This window comes from Paenibacillus sp. FSL L8-0436, assembly GCF_038593025.1.
GTDB lineage: Bacteria > Bacillota > Bacilli > Paenibacillales > Paenibacillaceae > Paenibacillus_AQ.
This window is the reverse complement of the sequence record NZ_CP151955.1, coordinates 6,279,138-6,297,218: the sequence shown is the minus strand read 5'-3', so window position 1 is coordinate 6,297,218 and position 18,081 is coordinate 6,279,138. Positions and strand designations below refer to the sequence as shown.

15 protein-coding genes are annotated in these 18,081 nt (G+C 47.9%); 12 read left to right on the top strand and 3 right to left on the bottom strand.

All coding sequences use genetic code 11. From position 1 onward, the window contains the following. Nucleotides 1-14: 14 nt before the first annotated feature. Nucleotides 15-2,348: an AraC family transcriptional regulator gene (locus tag NSS79_RS29090; RefSeq protein WP_342437161.1), complete on the bottom strand. Its 2,334-nt coding sequence runs from the start codon at nucleotides 2,346-2,348 to the stop codon at nucleotides 15-17. Between the two features lie 214 nt (nucleotides 2,349-2,562). On the opposite strand from NSS79_RS29090, the gene NSS79_RS29085 reads away from it, so the two are divergent. Beyond that, a complete protein-coding gene (locus NSS79_RS29085) occupies nucleotides 2,563-4,086 on the top strand; it encodes an extracellular solute-binding protein (RefSeq protein ID WP_342437160.1) in 1,524 nt (507 codons plus the stop codon). A 1,003-nt stretch (nucleotides 4,087-5,089) separates the two neighbouring features. Here the strand turns inward: NSS79_RS29085 and NSS79_RS29080 are convergent. Further along, on the bottom strand, nucleotides 5,090-5,461 hold the full coding sequence (locus tag NSS79_RS29080; RefSeq protein ID WP_342437159.1) for a hypothetical protein: 372 nt from the start codon (nucleotides 5,459-5,461) through the stop codon (nucleotides 5,090-5,092). A 23-nt stretch (nucleotides 5,462-5,484) separates the two neighbouring features. After that, entirely contained in the window at nucleotides 5,485-6,381 is an 897-nt protein-coding gene (locus NSS79_RS29075; RefSeq protein WP_342437158.1) for a hypothetical protein, read from the bottom strand. A gap of 436 nt (nucleotides 6,382-6,817) precedes the next feature. Here NSS79_RS29075 and NSS79_RS29070 point away from each other — a divergent pair, with 436 nt between their 5' ends. From NSS79_RS29070 to NSS79_RS29020, 11 genes are all read left to right on the top strand, one after another. After that, nucleotides 6,818-7,222, top strand: coding sequence for a hypothetical protein (locus tag NSS79_RS29070; protein WP_342437157.1), 405 nt, complete (start codon nucleotides 6,818-6,820; stop codon nucleotides 7,220-7,222). 3 nt (nucleotides 7,223-7,225) lie between these two features. Next, nucleotides 7,226-7,483 carry a hypothetical protein gene (locus tag NSS79_RS29065; protein WP_342437156.1) on the top strand — a complete coding sequence of 86 codons (258 nt, stop codon included), beginning with the start codon at nucleotides 7,226-7,228 and terminating at the stop codon, nucleotides 7,481-7,483. Nucleotides 7,484-7,499: 16 nt separating this feature from the next. Beyond that, nucleotides 7,500-7,661 carry a hypothetical protein gene (locus NSS79_RS29060; protein WP_342437155.1) on the top strand — a complete coding sequence of 54 codons (162 nt, stop codon included), beginning with the start codon at nucleotides 7,500-7,502 and terminating at the stop codon, nucleotides 7,659-7,661. Nucleotides 7,662-8,208: 547 nt separating this feature from the next. After that, complete coding sequence (locus NSS79_RS29055) at nucleotides 8,209-9,771, top strand: extracellular solute-binding protein (protein WP_342437154.1); 1,563 nt, start codon at nucleotides 8,209-8,211, stop codon at nucleotides 9,769-9,771. A gap of 128 nt (nucleotides 9,772-9,899) precedes the next feature. Next, nucleotides 9,900-10,868 (top strand): sugar ABC transporter permease, encoded by a 969-nt coding sequence (locus tag NSS79_RS29050; protein ID WP_038596257.1) that lies wholly within the window; start codon nucleotides 9,900-9,902, stop codon nucleotides 10,866-10,868. Nucleotides 10,869-10,890: 22 nt separating this feature from the next. Continuing rightward, the gene (locus tag NSS79_RS29045) at nucleotides 10,891-11,766 is read left to right on the top strand and encodes a carbohydrate ABC transporter permease (RefSeq protein WP_340896642.1); all 876 of its coding nucleotides are present in this window, start codon (nucleotides 10,891-10,893) and stop codon (nucleotides 11,764-11,766) included. A 42-nt stretch (nucleotides 11,767-11,808) separates the two neighbouring features. Further along, a complete protein-coding gene (locus NSS79_RS29040; RefSeq protein ID WP_342437153.1) occupies nucleotides 11,809-12,912 on the top strand; it encodes a glycoside hydrolase family 88 protein in 1,104 nt (367 codons plus the stop codon). Nucleotides 12,913-12,971: 59 nt separating this feature from the next. Further along, entirely contained in the window at nucleotides 12,972-14,315 is a 1,344-nt protein-coding gene (locus NSS79_RS29035; RefSeq protein ID WP_342437152.1) for a glycoside hydrolase family 28 protein, read from the top strand. Between the two features lie 253 nt (nucleotides 14,316-14,568). Then, on the top strand, nucleotides 14,569-15,579 hold the full coding sequence (locus tag NSS79_RS29030; protein ID WP_342437151.1) for a ketoacyl-ACP synthase III: 1,011 nt from the start codon (nucleotides 14,569-14,571) through the stop codon (nucleotides 15,577-15,579). Between the two features lie 169 nt (nucleotides 15,580-15,748). Further along, a complete protein-coding gene (locus NSS79_RS29025) occupies nucleotides 15,749-16,750 on the top strand; it encodes an ROK family protein (protein ID WP_342437150.1) in 1,002 nt (333 codons plus the stop codon). Nucleotides 16,751-16,793: 43 nt separating this feature from the next. Further along, nucleotides 16,794-18,026 (top strand): MFS transporter, encoded by a 1,233-nt coding sequence (locus tag NSS79_RS29020; RefSeq protein WP_342437149.1) that lies wholly within the window; start codon nucleotides 16,794-16,796, stop codon nucleotides 18,024-18,026. The last annotated feature ends 55 nt before the right edge of the window (nucleotides 18,027-18,081 follow it).

Sequence of the window (18,081 nt, the reverse complement as noted above, 5' to 3'; positions counted from 1 at the left end):
GGATTCCCTGATGCTTAACCGGTCCCGCCTTGGGCCCTGGAGCTTGCATTGTCACGGTACTGCCCGGGGGTCATCCCTTCCTGCTTCCGGAAGGAGCGGATGAAATTCTGCGAATTGTTGTATCTGAGCCTTGCGGCAATGTCCTTGATCGGCATGTCGGTTTCTTCCAGCCATTTTTTGGCCATTTTGAACCGGTACATCGCCAGGTACTCACTGAAATAATATTGGGTCTCCTTGCGGAAAACGCTGCTGAGATAGTTGGCGTTGTAATGAAGGCGTGAAGCGCACTCCTCCAGCGTAAGATCCTTGTCATAATCATGCTGGACAATATCAATAATTTTCTCTGAAATGTTGTGATATTGGGCATTTTGCCGGCTGTGAAAAATCCGGATCATCGGCAGAATAACCATACTCCAGAACCAGTCCTCGATTTCGGCTACAATGTGGAGGTCGGTCAGTTCTTCGAATAAGGAGCCGTTCACATGATAGATCTGGTTCAGGCTAATTCCCGATTCCTGCATCATAATGAGGATATTATTGAGCAGACGGGTCAGCGGAATCTGGTACTCCTGCGGGGACAGTCCCAGCGCAAAAATACATTTGAACAGCTTATGCAGCAGCTCCTTCGCTTTTTCAGTATCGGCCAGCTTGATGGCGTCCATCAGGTCATTTTCGGTATGCGAAGGATAGTTTAGGTTCAGATAATGTTTGCCGGAGTTGATGTTCTCGTATTGGATAATGATGCCTTTGCCGAGCGTAATCCGGTATTTCAGAGCTTCCAGGCCTTCTCTGTAGGCGATGGATATTTTATCAAAGGAATGGAAGGGCAGACTCAGGCCAATACTGACCTGCAGCTTCAGGTAGTTATTGATCTCCTGCTGCAGATTCTCTGTCAGTGAATAGAGCGACCGGTGAAAAGCTTCGGCATTGCCTTCCATGCTGCCAATCAAGGTCACCACGGCATGGTCCATAATGACAGGCGCAAGCCTGCTGTCCGGGGGTACCAGTTCCTCGATCATATTATGCGCGGCAAACAACAGCAGATGGAGATCCTTTTTCTCATAGCTGGTATCCTCAGAGAAGTCGATGCTCAATGTGATTACAGCCATCGTCTTCCATTCTTCCATCTGGGTGTGATAGCCATATTGCTCCAGCTCTTCGAGCAGCTCGCGTTTTTTGACATTGCCCTGAAAGGCCTTGGTCAGGAAAAAGGTGCGGACCTGCCGGATATGCTGGCTGACCTCCTTCTCCAGCTGTGATTTGGACTGAAATAAATGATGCACCTGTTCGCCGATAAACTGAAACTCATCCGTATGCCTGGATTTGATTCCGGGTCTGCGCAGCCCCATCTGGTTGAGCAGTCTTTCGATCGGGCTGTACATGCGGCGGGAGCCGAGCCATGCGAACAGGATGGACAGCAGCAGCATCACGGCACATACGTACAGGGTATAGGTTCCGATTTTGTTGGATTCCTTCGTCAAACTCTCAATGGAGGTGACCGAGAGATAGATCCAGCCGTTCAATTGGGAACGCAGATAAGTGACGGAATAGTCCTTTTTGTCCATGACGGTTTTGAATTGTCCCGAAGGTTTATTGAGATCGGAGACGAGCGAAAGATCAGCAAATCCGCCCTTTTGCGCAGGCTCTCCGATCATCGAACGGTCCGGGTGAAGCAGTATGGTGCCGGACTCATTCAGCACAATAATGCTGTCGAACGGATCTACTTCCGAGTTGATGAAGTCCTGCAGGCTGCAGGCCGGAATATTCGCCAGGGCAAGTCCGTATTTTTGCAGTTTGTTGGTCGGCAGCTTTTTAATCAGACTGATGCTGTAGTCGCAGCCCGTCACATTGATGCTCTCCTCACTGTAGAACAGCGAGGAAGGGTTCAGCACCCAAGACGTGTTGTCGGGCACATTCATCAGATTGGAGAGCTGCTCATAGTTCTTGTATTCGTTCAGGCGGTAGAGGCCGGAGTTTTTGATCATCCAATTTTGCCGTTGATTTAACAGGATCACATCTTCGAGCTTTGTATCAAAGGATTGCATATTGCGGATTTCGTTTCTTAAGTCATTATATAAAATGAAATCGGTTACATTTAACGGGTTATTTAGTGCTTTTTTTAATACCGAAGAATTCACAACCTGGTTTAAGGTTTGGTTGACAGTAGTCAGCTTATGCTCTACATTTGAGTTAATTTGTAAAATCAGTTCCATTTTGCTTTTGTTAACATTTTTTTGAATTTCGCTGGAGGATGTGAGATAGGAGAAAGAGCCAATGAACACCACAGGCAGCGTACTGATGACAAAGGCGAATAAAGTTAATTTACTCAGGAAGCTTAAGTGTTTCACTGGATTTCAGCACCTTTACTTGGGTAGTAGCAACCGCCTCATTTAAGTGTATTCATCAGCTTGGATAATAACAATAATCATCTGGTGCCGCAATAATCATTATCTCTAATTATTACTTTGGATAGAAGATTATTCAATAATTAGCAGTTATATTTCGGAAATGAGCGTAATTATGCTAGGTATGTACTGACCAAACTTTTAGGAGGATACAGGGATGTCCAGAGTTTTTGCAGGGAGAACGGTGCGCCGATATTGCTGTTGGGTGTTGCTGCTCTCGTTCATTTTGTTAAGCGCTTGCAGTGACAACGAGTCACCCCGGACCGGTCCCGGAGAGACCGCGCCGTTCATTTCCATCCTGGCACCTCTGCATTTCCCTCAGCAGCCCTCCAAGGATATTATGGCGGAACTTGAGAAGCTGACAGGGGCTAAGCTCGACATTACCTGGGTTCCTGAAGGTGTCTACACCGATAAAATGAATACGGCATTGACGACCAATTCGTTGGGCAAAGTCACCTTTGTGAAGTTCACGGATTATAATCTGCTGAAAAGTGCGATCCGCTCAGAAGCCTTTTGGGAGATCGGGCCTTATCTGCAGGAATTCCCGAATTTGAAACAGCTGGACCCTGCGATTCTTAACCAGGCTGCTGTAGACGGCAAAATCTATGGATTGTATACTGAGCGCCCTTCCTCCCGGCAAGGAATCATCATCCGCCAAGACTGGCTGGACCATCTTCAGTTAAACAAGCCGCAAACACTGGATGCACTGTATGAGGTCATGAAGCAGTTTACTTATAATGATCCGGACGGAAACGGCAAACAGGACACCATTGGCCTGGTCGACCGCAACGATCTCGTGTACGGCGTGTTTAAGACACTCAGCTCCTATTTCGGTACTCCGAATAACTGGAAGCTGGAGAATCATCAGTTTATCCCTGAGTTCGTGACCCCTGAATATATGAACACCATGAATTTCATGCGGAAATTATATAATGGGAAAATGATAAATCAGGATTTCGCCTTAACCAGCAAGGAGGTCCAGCGGGATAAGTTTATCCGGGGAACGGCCGGTGTTTTTATTGGCAGTATGACGGATGTGCAGCGGCTCTCCAGTGAGGCTCAGGCGATCAATCCGGCTGCTGAATTTACACTGATTAACCGGATTATGGGGCCAAACGGATATAAAGTATGGTCCATTCCTAACTACAACGGCCTTTACCTGTTCTCCAAAAAAGCCATTGCCACGGAGCAGGAGCTGAAGCAGGTGCTTGGTTTTTTTGACCGGACGATGGACAGGGATGTCGCCAATCTGATGAAATACGGGTTCGAGGGCAGGCATTATAAGCTTGAAGGCGGGAAGGTAATTCTTCCGGAGGAGACCTCGCAGCTGCGTGTAAATGAAGTGAATCCGCTCTACTCCCTGATGATCGCCGACTTCGGCAACAAGAACATTATGGAAGTGGAGAAAAAAGAGCAGCTGACCGCCCTGGCCGATCAGCTCAGCAAGGATAACGAACAGTTTCTCGTGGATGACCCGACCCTGCGCTTAAGCTCTCCAACCTATGATGAGAAAAATGTGGAGCTGTCGACGATTATCGTAGATGCGACCTACAACTACATCATCGGCAACATCACTGTTGAGGAATTCAACGAGCAGGTGGAAAAATGGAGAACAAGCGGCGGCAACCTGATCATCCAGGAATACACCGCGGCGGAGGCCCGGGCAGAGGCGGGCAAGTAGGATAGAGGGGCGGGGGGATTGTAATCAGTCTCCTGGATTGTCCCCTTTATCACTTTGATTGCACAATGTGCAGTAGATTCCCGCTAGTTGGGGCTCAAAAAGGTAGCGCGAGCATAACGGTGTATCGGGTAGGCTGTAGCAGCATGCGCTTAACATTGATTACGTAACAGCGGCAACCTATGTAGAACAACTGAGTAGAGAAGGGAAAGTCGCACCTGATTATGATCCGAAAACAGGACTTAAGCCTTGGCTTGCAGATGTACGGGAGAGTGATGAAGAACTGCTGCTAAGAGTGCAGCGGATGATTTGCCAAACGAGATCCACTCGTTCTACGGATATCCAGCAAGCACTTGGCATTCGCAAGGAGAAGGTATTGCAATTAATGAGCCAACTGGTGAAGCTTGATTTTTTACTTCCCCCAACAAGTACCAAAGGGTTATACGCTGGCCTGGGATGAGGATCAGATTCAACGATTTTTAGTAAATGAAGACGAGCAAGGTCAGTTCAATTGATTTCTAGTTCCCGTTTCTGGTTCCGCCATGTAAAGCCGTAAACCCCCGTGGTTACAGGCTTTTTTTTGTTTTGTTAATCCTTATGAATGAACCGGAACTAGAACGGGAACCACAAAACACAACTAACAACTCACAACTCTATTTGTATGTACCTTATCAATAATATTGACTGGTACAGCCATAAAGTGATTGATTATAAGCTATCCAGTGTGCTGACTAAACCAGAGATAATGATCAGCGACCAAGGCTCTAATTTAGTGTGTTCTTCCGGCGCTAGCCGGCCAGCACTTAATTCATTTTTAAGCACAAAAAAAGGAGAAGAACACACACATATCCCGTGTATTGTTCGTCTCCTAAATTTAAGTGCATTTGGATGTATGAGCAGGGGCCTCTTCTCAGTTGGAAAAATTCATTCTGCGGAGAGAATTAATGATCTTGCAGGTTATGTTCATATGGGCTTGCAAGCTCGAATAAAGCAATTTTGTTATTGATTAAATTTCAATCATTTTTTTGCCTACAGTAAATTCAAATATTCCTAACAATACCCCTAAGGCCATAATATACCAATAATCTCTGAACAGAGGTGATAAAGTTAAAAGTGTAAAAACAATTGAATATATTCCATATAAAAGGATTGTCCAACTTAATAGTTTATAAAAAACAATTTTTTTAGTAGTAAAAAACAATATAATGGAAAATACCAAAAATACTGATAGAGTAATTGATGGGAGATAAAAGAACGAATTTAAAGATGGTCCAATAACCACTAAGTTGTTACTTGTTACTTTATATATATTATTAATACCATCGGCTAGTATTAGTAACACTACAACAATTTGTATTATTTTCCAATCACGTTCCATATTAAACTCCCTCTTATAAATAATTAAGGTAACATAATTTCAGACGTTGAAAATCCAAATACAGGTATTGGTGTTCCTGGAATCATAGCTTTTGTAATATTTTGAGAGTAAAAGTAATAAGGTTTGGAACTAGTAGAAGTTACTTGAATTGGGTACGTTTGTTGTTGTTGAGTTGGCTGGTATGTTGTAAAGAGAATGGTATACATTGCATCTTCATTTTTAATTCCCATTCCCGCTATGGACATTCCAAATGTTTCAATAGAAGCGACCATCTTATTAAAATATATTTTAATACCATCTGGATCATTAGTATACCTAGTATAATAAACCCAACCTTCATTAAAACCAGATCTAACACCAACTCCTTCTGCAGGTTTATATGAATGGTGTATAACATAATCTGTAGAAGTTGTCATTGGGCTAATCATATCACTCTTAGGTACTTCTAATAATGTTAATTCTGTTTCTCCTGTGTTATTGAGTATCTCAGACAGCTCATTCTTTTTACTAGAAACTATACCCTTGTAATCGATAACAAAACCATGATTCAAGTTTTTCGTACTGTCATAAACTAAACCACTTAAGCCATATTCATTTGTAATCATACTGGCCTTATAGCTTGATAAATCATTAATTGTAGCCTCGCCTTCATAATTTTGAAAATCATCATTTGAGGAATAATCAGCTTCTATTGCTACTCTCTTTCCTTCTAAAAAATAGTTGAGAGAAAGATGAGTGTCTGATTTTATAATTTTAACGTCTTCTAATTCTGAGCCAATAGAAAAATTATTGTCAATTGAATTGTAACTTAAACCGCTTATAGCTTTATCAGACAAAGGGCTTTCGGAAGCAAAACTCGTTCCCGTTAAGGACAGGGCCAAGACGACAGTGGTAAGAAGTAGAAAAAACTTATTCTTCATAAGTAACCTCCCATAAAATGTATTTAACATTCTTATCATACAACACATATATATAGAAGTAAATCTAATTTATGGTAAAAATAACATAAGAATATATCTTTTTGTAATTAATAGGATTTAAAATTTGAATTTTAATTGTATTCTATATAGAACGCAATTAAGGAGATACCAAGAACATTTCCCTCCCCAAAAAATGGTGAAGAATAGGGACTCACTCAAAAGCGGCATTGAAATGAGAAACGAAGTAATCGAGCGTTTGAATGCAATGATGAAACAAACATCAAATATAATAAAGCTAAAACCCATACTTTTCGAGTACTTTTTGAGTACGTTTGAGTAGATAAATTCAGGTAATCTTAGATTATGAAAGAACTCAAAAAGAGACCGTTTCCGTGTCCAAGCCGGAGCGGTCTTTGTATTTCAAGGAGGGAGTGTTGTGCAAGAAGTTGGGTTTAAAGAAGCAGGGGAATTGTTAGATACTCCGGTCAGTACGTTAAGGCGCTGGGTTGTCTTGCTTGAAGAACAAGGTTACCCCATTAACCGGGAAGGAAAGCGGAGGCAACTGGATTGGCGAGATGTGGGGATGTTGCGGGAAGTGAAATTCGGCCTGCAGCAATGCTCACTGGAAGAAACTGTCCGCAAAGCGGTGCAAGAGGTTGTGGATGAAGGTACATCTCCCTCTGTGACTGATCAAATAGCTTTTGACTCAGCACCTATCGAAGTGTTTGATCAGGAAATTAAGGCATTGCTGCCAAACCTGTTTTGGCACGGGCCAGATCAAGCTGTGAGCACATTGGTTGCGGCATGGGAAAATCTAAAATGTACCATTAGGAGGGAATAAGGTTTGAAGACCTATGAAAACTGGAAAGGGGAACTAAAAGATTACCTTCAACCCGGGGGTGTAGTGGATGAGGAAATATCGGAGCACTTCTTGAATGTCATGCCTCCGGCATTTTGGAGAGCGAATCTCATCCAAATGGGTGAATCCCCTGTTGATTATGTAGATGGCAAAGGAACCTATCACACCTTAGAAAAAACACTGGAGGGCTGGGTGTACCGTGGAACCTGTCACAAAGGAGAAACCAGGCACCGTAGCAACTAAGAAAGGAGCAAACCATATGAATATGAAAACCAAGGCGCAGGTCATTGCCTTTGCCAATATCGGCGGTGGTGACGCGATTCAGGGCGTGTTGAAGTTGATCCGCACCTATCCGAAGGAACAACGGATTGTCGTAGTAGAATTGCCTTGTGTCGGCTTGCCGTCCCCGCCCGCGCCATGACGTTCCAACTAACTGTTCCTTGCACGCCCTATGTTCACTCTACCTAACCCATTCCCACTAACAGCTGCTACACATCCTAAATTCCATCCATCGCAAGTAACTTCTCCCACCGCAGAAACCAGCGGTGGTTTTCACTCTGCCCCTTTCCATATAAATGGAAAGGAAAACCCTTGGAGAGGTAAACGTAACGAAGGGGAAGTTTGGAACTGGAGGAGCGGCAGCGATCGCCTTTATGTTTGGATTTCTACCGCCGCCAGCGGTTCAAATCAGGAAATCCAAACATAACAGCGACCGGAAGTCCAAACATTCCCCGCAGTTACCCCCACCGCTCCCAAACTCCCTCCCGATTAATCCGCCCCTCCCACAGTCCCTCCTCACAGCATCCCCCCTATCATCCGGTTTTCCTTTCCATTTATAACCCAATAATCATTTGCTCACACCCCACCCCCAAACGCCCTATTATGAGTAAATGATTGTATTCGAAACCTGGCCGAGGCTGTAGTGTGTTGCTTGTAACCAATACAAGTCAAACGGAGGTCAAAATGGTATGAAGAAAAAATCCTTCACCCTGCTCCTGAGTGCACTGTTAACGTTCAGCATGTTGACAGCGTGTTCAGGCAACAACAACAACAATAAGGAAGCAGCGGCGACAAAAGATCCCGGTACAAGCGGGGGGACCAACACCGCGACAACAGAACCGGCACCAGAGCCGGAGAAACCGACAGAAATTAAGATTATGCTCCCACTGAACACGACAGAGACTCCACCGGACACAATCAAAGCGGAAGTGGAGAAATTGACCAATACGAAGCTGACCTATCAATTTTTCCCGGCGGATACCTATGAAGAAAAGCTGAATTCATCGTTTGCCACAGGTTCATTGCCGCAGGTGACCTATTTGAAGAATCAGACGACCTTCCTGCAGATGAAGGAAGCGATCAAGGATGGACAGTTCTGGGAGATCGGCCCTTATCTGACGGAATTCCCGAACCTGAACAAGCTGAAGCCGGAAATCCTCAATAACACCAAAGTGGACGGCAAGCTGTACACCGTGTATATCGGACGGCCGCTGGCGCGTCAAGGGATCATTTACCGCAAGGACTGGGCAGATAAATTGGGGCTGAAGGCACCTGCGAATCTGGATGAGCTGTTCGCCATGGCGAAGGCTTTTACGGAACAGGATCCGGATGGCAACGGCAAAAAAGACACCACAGGGATTGTGGACCGGAACGAGCTGGTATACGGAGCTTTCAAAACGGTCTCCTCCTGGTTCGGAACCCCGAACAACTGGGGCGAGAAGGATGGCCAGCTTGCACCGGAATTTATGTTCCCGCAATATATCGATGCGATGGACTACTTCAAAAAGCTTCGTGATGCCGAGTACATGAACCAGGATTTCGCGGCTACCAGTAAAACAGATGCTGTAAATATGTTCACCAGCGGTAAAGCGGGCCTGTATATCGGCGGATCCATGCCTGATATTGATAACCTCAATAAGGATCTGATCAAGAATGTCCCGGATGCCGTTTTGGATGCGCACAGTATGGTCGCCGGACCGGATGGAAAGATTACCCAATGGATGATTCCGGGCTATAACAACGTGGTCCTCTTCCCGAAAGGCGCAGTCAAGGATGAAGCCGAGCTGAAGAAGATTCTGGCGTTCTTTGACAAGATGATGACTCCTGAGGTTGCCAACCTGATGTACTGGGGGATTGAAGGCACTCACTACACCGTTGAAGACGGCAAAGCGAAACCGGCGGATGACAAAGAGCTGATTGAACGCGAGGTTAAAGGCTATAAGGACAGCGTTATCGGTGAATACGAAACCAACGGGATGTACCAGCCTTTGAACGTGCTGCCAGGCCGGATTCATGCTGATGAACTGGCGCTGGAGAACGTCAAATTCGGAGTGGCTGACCCTACGGCTGCCCTGGATTCGGCGACCTACACCTCCAAGGGCGTTGAGCTTCAACAGATTATTACGGATGCTACCTACAATTATATCTATGGACAGCTGGACAGGGCCGGATTCGAAAAAGAAGTGGAATCCTGGAAGAGCCGGGGCGGCGCAGCCATTATCGAAGAATACAACGCCGCATACAAGAAATAGGATGACAGTCATGAACGGTTAGGCTAAGGCCCAGTGAAGAAGGCTGCCGAAGCAGCTTCAGCAGCCTTCTGATTCATACGAAACCGGCAGTCAGATGATCAATTTATGAAGCAGAAAGGAAGAGTGTTATGCAGGAAGTCACCGCTCAGCCCAGCGCAATTCCTGAGCTGGAGCCCAAAAAATACAAAAGCAGCAGTGAACTCAAAAAGCGGCTGTGGAGAAATAAACTGCTTTACGTCATGCTGATACCGGGAGTGCTGTTTTTTGTTATTTTTAAATACTTTCCAATGTACGGATTGGTCATTTCCTTTCAGGATTACAAGCCTTATCAGGGGATCCTCGGCAGCAATTGGGTAGGGCTTGAGCATTTCAAGCGGCTGTTCGCGGAGCCGGATTTTCTCAATATCCTGGGGAATACGCTGATTTTGTTCGGGATGAATATCATCTTTTATTTTCCGATTCCGATTATCCTTGCTCTGATGCTGAATGAGCTGAGAGGCACATTTTTCAAAAGATTGTTCCAGACACTCGTTTATCTGCCCCACTTTATGTCATGGGTTATCGTCGTCTCCATTACTTTCGTTATGGTCACGATGGACGGAGGGATTATTAACGAGCTATTGGTCTATTTCGGCCTTCCCAAGGTGAATTTCCTGCTGAATCCCGACTGGTTCAGGCCAATGTATATCATTCAGGTCATTTGGAGAGAAGCAGGCTGGGGCACCATCATTTATCTCGCAGCCATTGCGGCTGTAGATCCCGGACTTTACGAAGCTGCGCGCATGGACGGAGCCGGCCGGCTGAGACAGGTCTGGCACATTACCCTTCCGGCGATCCGAAGCGTCATTATTACACTGCTGATTCTGAAAATCGGTTCCGTGCTGGATCTTGGATTTGAACACGCTTATCTGCTGCTCAACTCCATGAACCGGGAAGTGGCGGAAATTATTGATACGTACGTGTATACCGCAGGTTTGAGACAAGGACAATTCAGTTACAGTACGGCTATCGGCTTCTTTAAATCGGTGATTGGACTCATTATGGTCATGTCGGTCAACAAATTATCGAAGAAAATGGGAGAAGAAGGCGTTTATTGAGAGAAATGCGGGAGGAATTCAAATGGTAGAAGACAGAACGATCGGCGGCCGGATTTTTGCTGCTGTTAACTTTACGCTGCTGGCCCTCATTGCACTGGTGACGGTGCTTCCATTTATCCATGTGGTGGCAGGCTCCTTCACAACCAGTGCGGAGCTCGCGGCCAACAAATTTGTGCTGATTCCAAAAGTATGGAGCTTTGAGGCGTACAAGTTTATTTTCTCGACGGATACGATTTTTAGAGCACTGGGAGTTTCGATTGGGGTTACGCTCATCGGTACAGTATTCAGTATGTTTATAACAGCTTTAATGGCCTACGGCCTCTCCAGACGGGATCTGGACGGGCGCAATGTTATTAACTTTCTGGTTGTGTTCACGATGCTGTTTCACGGCGGGATGATTCCTACGTTCCTGGTGGTGAAGGAGCTGGGGCTGATTGATTCCTATGCGGCGCTCATCCTTCCCTCGGCAATCAGTGCGTTTAACATGATTATTCTCAAAAACTTCTTTCAGAATATCCCGGAAGGCCTTGAGGAATCCGCCAAAATTGACGGCTGCAACGACTTCGGCATCCTGTTCCGGATTGTATTGCCGTTATCTTTGCCCTCGATTGCGACAATTTCCCTGTTCTATGCAGTGACGTATTGGAACACCTATATGAGTGCCATTCTGTATCTGGATGACAGCGCCAAATGGCCGATCCAGGTGCTGCTGAGACAAATTGTCGTGCTGGCCAGCGGGATGGATTACAGCTCTTCGCTCGATGCTGCGGTTCCGCCGCCGGATCAGACGATCAAGATGGCCGTTATCGTGGTGGCAACCCTGCCGATTCTGATGGTTTATCCGTTTTTGCAGAAGCATTTTGCCAAAGGGGCTATGCTGGGATCAATGAAGGGTTAACCGCCAAAGGACAGGTATTCTTATGTTGGAAGGGGTAGTAAGATGATAGGCAGTCTGCCGAAAACACCCATGGAATGGGCAAAAAAAGCCTGTGACTCTTTAATGGATACTTATCAAGCGGGAGAACTTCCTCCTGCACATCGCTGGCATTACCATCAAGGCGTGTTTCTGTGCGGGATGGAGCTGCTCTGGGAAGCTGTCCGGGAGGACCGCTATCTGGAGTACATCGGTCAATATGTGGATGATCAGGTGGATGATCAGGGCAATTTCTATTTTGCCCGCGATGAGCTGGATGCAGTTCAGGCAGGACTGCTGCTGTTCACGCTGCATGAACGGACCGGAAAGGGCAAGTACCGGACGGCTGCCGATAAGCTGAGAAATCTGCTGCTGACAGTAAACAGAACCGCCGAAGGCGGATACTGGCACAAGGATAAGTATCCTTATCAAATGTGGCTTGACGGGCTCTATATGGCTGGAGTCTTCTCGCTGAAATATGCCAATGCCTACGGGGAAGCCGGCTTGCGGCAAACCGTGCTGCATCAGGAGAAGCTGATGCGCAAATACATGAAGGATGAAGCTACCGGCCTCTTGTATCATGCCTGGGATGAGAGCCGGCGCATGCCTTGGGCTCATCCCGAAACGGGTTGCTCCCCCGAGTTCTGGAGCCGCTCCCTGGGCTGGTACGGTCTGGCATTGTCGCAATTTTTGGACCTGCTGCCGGCGGATGAACCGGGACGCGCGGAGCTGGCTGCTGCGCTAAGCGAATTCGTGCAGGCCTTGATCCGTTATCAGGATAAGGACAGCGGGCTGTGGTACCAGGTCGTGGATAAGGGCGATGAGCCGGATAACTGGCTGGAAACGTCGGGGTCCTGCCTGTTCGTCTACACCATCGCCAAAGCGGTGAAATTGGGTCTGGCTACTGAAGAAGCAGCAGCGGTGACAGCAGCCCAAAAAGGCTATGAAGGCCTGATCTCGGTGCTTCAGCAGGATGATCAGGGCCGCGTGATCCTGCCGGATATCTGCATCGGCACTTCGGCGGGCGACTATGAGAATTATGTCACCCGGCCTAAGGTCAGCAATGATCTGCATGGGGTGGGGGCACTCGTCATGGCTTGTGTGGAGATGGAGTCTTTGTACAGAAGGTAAGAGGATGAAGCGGGAAGCTCTGCAGCGGTTGGAGCGCTGCTCGAGAGGAAGGGGGACCCATGTATAACATTGCGGATTACGGAGCGCTGCGGGATAGTCCAGTGCCGGCAACGGGAGCTATTGCGGATGCCATTGCGGCAGCGAGCAGAGACGGCGGCGGAACGGTAGTTATCCCGGCGGGGACATTCAGAACAGGGGCGGTGCTGCTGCGCAGCAACATAGAGCTGCACTTAAGCCCCGGGGCGGTTCTGTCATTCAGCACCGAGCCCGGGGACTTTCCGGCTGTGGAATCCAGATGGGAAGGCGTGAAACGGCAAGTGCATGCGTCCTGCATTTACGGGGAGGATCTAGTGAATATATCCATTACCGGAAGTGGAACTCTGGAGGGCAATGGCGCCCCTTGGTGGAACAAGCACAGGAATCACCCGGAGGCGCTGGAGTATCCCCGTCCAACGCTGATCGGATTTAACAACTGCAGCCGGGTTACGATCAAGGATGTAACGCTGCTGAACTCACCGAGCTGGACGGTGAATCCGATCTGCTGCAGCAATGTGACGATCGACAATATCTCGATCCTGAACCCGGCGGATTCACCGAATACGGACGGCATTAATCCGGAATCCTGCTCGGGTGTACGCATCAGCAACTGCAATATTGATGTAGGCGATGACTGCATTGCAATCAAGGCGGGAACTGAGGATACGAAAGAGCGGATTCCCTGCGAGAATATAACCATCACCAACTGTACGATGAATCACGGCCATGGGGCGGTGGTGCTGGGCAGTGAAATGAGCGGCGATATCCGCAATGTGACGATCAGCAACTGCGTGTTCAAGCAGACCGACCGCGGCATTCGCATGAAGTCCAGACGGGGCCGCGGAGGGACGATTGAGGATATCCGCGTCAGCAACATTGTGATGGAGGACGTGATTTGCCCCTTTACACTTAACCTGTATTATTTCTGCGGGCCCCGCGGCAAAGAGAAATATGTCTGGGACAAAAATCCGTATCCCGTTACGGCGGAAACGCCAACGTTTAGACGGATTCATTTTGAGAGTATTACCGCACGGGGTGTCCATGCGGCTGCAGGTTTCCTGTATGGGCTGGCGGAGCAGTATGTTTCGGAGATTACCTTTTCGAATGTCGATATTTCAATGGCCAAGAATGCCGTTCCCGGCCAGCCCGACATGATGACAGGCATTGAGGATATGAACAACCGCGGATTTTTTCTGGGGAATGTACGGGATGTCCGGTTCCAGCAGGTGACGGTTGAGAATCATGAAGGCCCGGCCTTTTATATCGAGAATGGTGAAGAGGTTGAAATCATCAACTGCCGTTCAAGAAACACCGCCCAACCGGAAAAGCTGGTGGAGCAGGTGGAAGTAGAGCCGGCAAACACATAGTTGCACGATGCTAAGAGCATACACCGGAATGTTACGGTGCTGTACCTAAGCTATGCTGCCGCTTACCCGTTTATCTTTTGTTTAATATGTTTACTAGGAACTGTGGCCTGTTTAGGCCATAGTTCTTTTTTTTGATCTTCGGCGAGTCCAGGGAAATATTCACTTTACGGCTTTTTCCTTTGCAATATTAGCAGGTATCGCATATAATTAGTACCAAGTACTAAGACCAGATACTATTAAAGAGGTGATTTCATTGACGGGTGCGAAAATTACAGCGATTGGATCTTATGTGCCAGTCCAGAGGCTGACCAATAGCGATTTGGAACAGATGGTAGAGACGAACGATGAGTGGATTGTCCAGCGAACCGGAATCCGCGAGCGGAGAATCAGCCGTGAAGATGAATATACCAGCGATTTATGTGTTTCCGCCGCGCAGGATCTGCTGAAGCGTTATGGCAAATCTGCCGGGGACGTGGATATGGTTATTGTGGCTACCAGCACGCCTGACTTTTCTTTTCCTTCTGTAGCATCCATAATTCAGCACCGTCTGGGGATTCCGCTTACCGCCGGAGCTGTCGATATGAGCGCCGCCTGTGCAGGTTTTGTCTATGCCTTGCATACGGCCCACGCTTATGTCGCATCAGGATTGCACCGCAAGGTTCTGGTTCTTGGGGCAGATGCGCTGTCCAAAATTACGGACTATACCGACCGCAGCACCTGTATTCTTTTTGGGGATGGGGCCGGGGCGGTTCTTGTGGAGAGCGGTGAGCAGGAGGACAACTTCCTCGGCTTCCATCTGGGCAGTGACGGCGGCGGAGCACATCATGTGTACCGCACGGGCCTGTCGCATAAGGTGAACGGTATTGAACTGATGAATTCAGGCAAGCTGGTGCAAAATGGCCGGGAGGTTTTCCGCTGGGCGGTAAGAACCGTCCCCCAAGGCATCCAGCAGGTGCTTAAAAATGCGGGGGCAGAGCTTGCGCAAGTGGACTGGCTGATTCCGCACAGCGCCAACCTGCGGATGATCGAGCCCATTTGTGAGCGCTTGGATTATCCTCTTGAGCAGGCTCTGTACAGCCTTGAATATTTCGGCAATACGTCGGCCGCAAGCATACCGCTCGCTCTGGACCTGGGTGTCCGCGAGGGCAAAGTGCTGAATGGACAGCAGATTCTATTGTACGGATTCGGCGCGGGTCTGGCCCATGCCGGTCAACTCCTAAAGCTGGCGCTGGACCCGCAGGTCGGGCTTCCGGCGCAGCTTTAACCGGAACCAGCCGTCTTCCCCGGAAGCGGCTGGTTTTTTATGGCCTAAATGATGTATTTGTGTTCAGATCTCCACTTGCCCCTTATAGGCTTGACAAGGACAGACTACTCGCTGCATACTAATTAAATAGGGTTTATTAAGTGACTTTATTATATGTCGGAGGATGCTTATGGAGAAGGCGAACGGTTACTTAATCAAAGATATTAATCTCAACCTTGTGCGGCAGGCCATGAAACAGATTGGAACGGGATCTAAGTCACAGCTGGCCGCATTGACCAAGCTAAGCGTGGTTACTATTAATTCACTGGTCAAGGAATTGGTTCAGCTCGGTGAATTGTCGGAAGACGAAACGGTCCCATCCAATGGGGGCAGACCTGCGCTTACTTACCGTTACAATTACGGATTTAGCCTGGCGCTGGTCATTCATATGAATGAGAAGCAGGGTGAGGATGTAGTTGTTGTGACGGTAATTAATTTAGGGGATGAGATTATAGAGCGGGAAGAATACGGCATACCGCTGTTCAATCTTGAACGGTTTTATGAATTGATTGAGCAATATTTGTCGAAACACCCTACCATCAAGGTGATTGGGATCGGTATTCCCGGCCAGTCAGTCAATGGGGAAATCAAAGTAAGCAGTCATGACCAGCTGAAAGGCGTAAGATTGAGCGAAGTTATACAGGAGCAATTTGGATTGCCGGTTGTGTTGGAAAACGATGTGAATGCTGCGATCAGCGGGTACTGTTCCCGAACCGAGAAAGATGATAATCAATGTGTGCTTGGTGTATATTTTCCAAGATCCTATCCTCCCGGCATGGGGATTTATTTGAACGGGAGTGTAGTGAAGGGCAAAGACGGCATGGCCGGTGAAATTAAATTTCTTCCGGTGGAGGTGGACTGGAACAATCCGGTCAAGACTGAGATGTTTATAGAGGCAGCCTGCACGATTATTCATACGGTGAATGTTGTGCTTGCTCCTGATGAAATTGTTATTTACCAGAGCCTGATGGATGAGAAAACCTGGGGCAGCGCTTGGGAATTGTACAGAACTCAACATGCAATGCCTTCCATGCCCAGCATCATTCTGCTCGATTCATTTCATGAAGACTTTGAGGCAGGCATGCGCTGGCTAACCTTAAAACAGCTGGAGCCTGATATTTGGGGCAATTAATGCCCTGTTATCCGGGAAATCACAGAGAGGAAGAAACATAACTATGGCAACTTGGTTTCTAATCATTATCTATCTTTCATTTATCAGCTTGGGCATTCCCGATTCGTTGCTGGGGTCCGCCTGGCCGGTGCTGCATCTGGAAATCGGCGCTCCCTTTGGATCGGCGGGTCTCATTTCCATGATCATTGCCGGAGGGACCATCGTCTCAAGTCTGGTAAGCGGCAGCATCATTAAAAAGCTGGGCACAGGGACGATTACCCTGATCAGCTGCTGTATGACCGCTGGTGCGCTGCTGGGCTTTTCCTTCGCGCCTTCACTGGTTTGGTTGGCGGTTCTGGCTATTCCCCTGGGGCTTGGAGGCGGAGCGGTAGATGCTGCGCTCAACCATTATGTAGCCGATAATTACAAAGCGCACCACATGAGCTGGCTGCATTGTTTTTGGGGTGTCGGTGCAACGGCGGGGCCGATGATCATGTCCTATTATATTGCGAACCACAATTCGTGGAGAGAAGGCTATTCGGCCGTTTCAATTATCCAGTTCGGTCTGGTAACCATTTTGTTTGTTACCCTTCCGTTATGGAAGCGGGTAGCGAAACTGCATCATGCTGCAGAGGTTGGGAATTCGAACGAAACCCAGTCTGACGGGCTCGAGGGGAGTCACACCGGCATCAGTTCCCCGCCTGCCAAAGTGAAGGTTCATCCCACTCGTCTCAAAGGCGTTAAATTCTCGCTTCTCGCATTCTTGTTTTATTGCGGTGTCGAATCCACGGTCGGGTTATGGGGGGCCAGCTATTTAGTAGGGGCAAGAGAGGTGTCAGCCGAATTAGCCGCAGGCTGGATTTCTATGTACTATGGCGGAATCACAATCGGCAGATTGATTACCGGATTTGTGACCCTAAAGATCAGCAACCGGGTGCTGATTCTGGCGGGTCAGCTTATAGCTGCCTTGGGAGGATTGCTGTTACTTCTTCCACTGCCTGATGTTATGACCCTCGTTGGACTCATCCTGATCGGGCTGGGGCTTGCGCCGATATATCCCGGGCTGCTTCATGAAACACCGGCCCGTTTCGGCAAAGAGAACTCCGCGCAATTAATGGGGTACCAGATGGCAGTCGCCTATACAGGAACAACCTTGCTGCCCCCATTGTTTGGTCTGATCGCTTCGGGAATTAGCATCAGCCTGTTTCCGGCCATCGTATTGGCGTTTTTGCTATTGATGATGCTGAGTTCAGAGCAGGTGAACCGGGTCCTGAAACGAAGCCGGTCAGAAGCGTAGACCATCAGAAGCGTAGACCGGGTGCAAGAGATCAGCCGGTATGAATATTCTTATA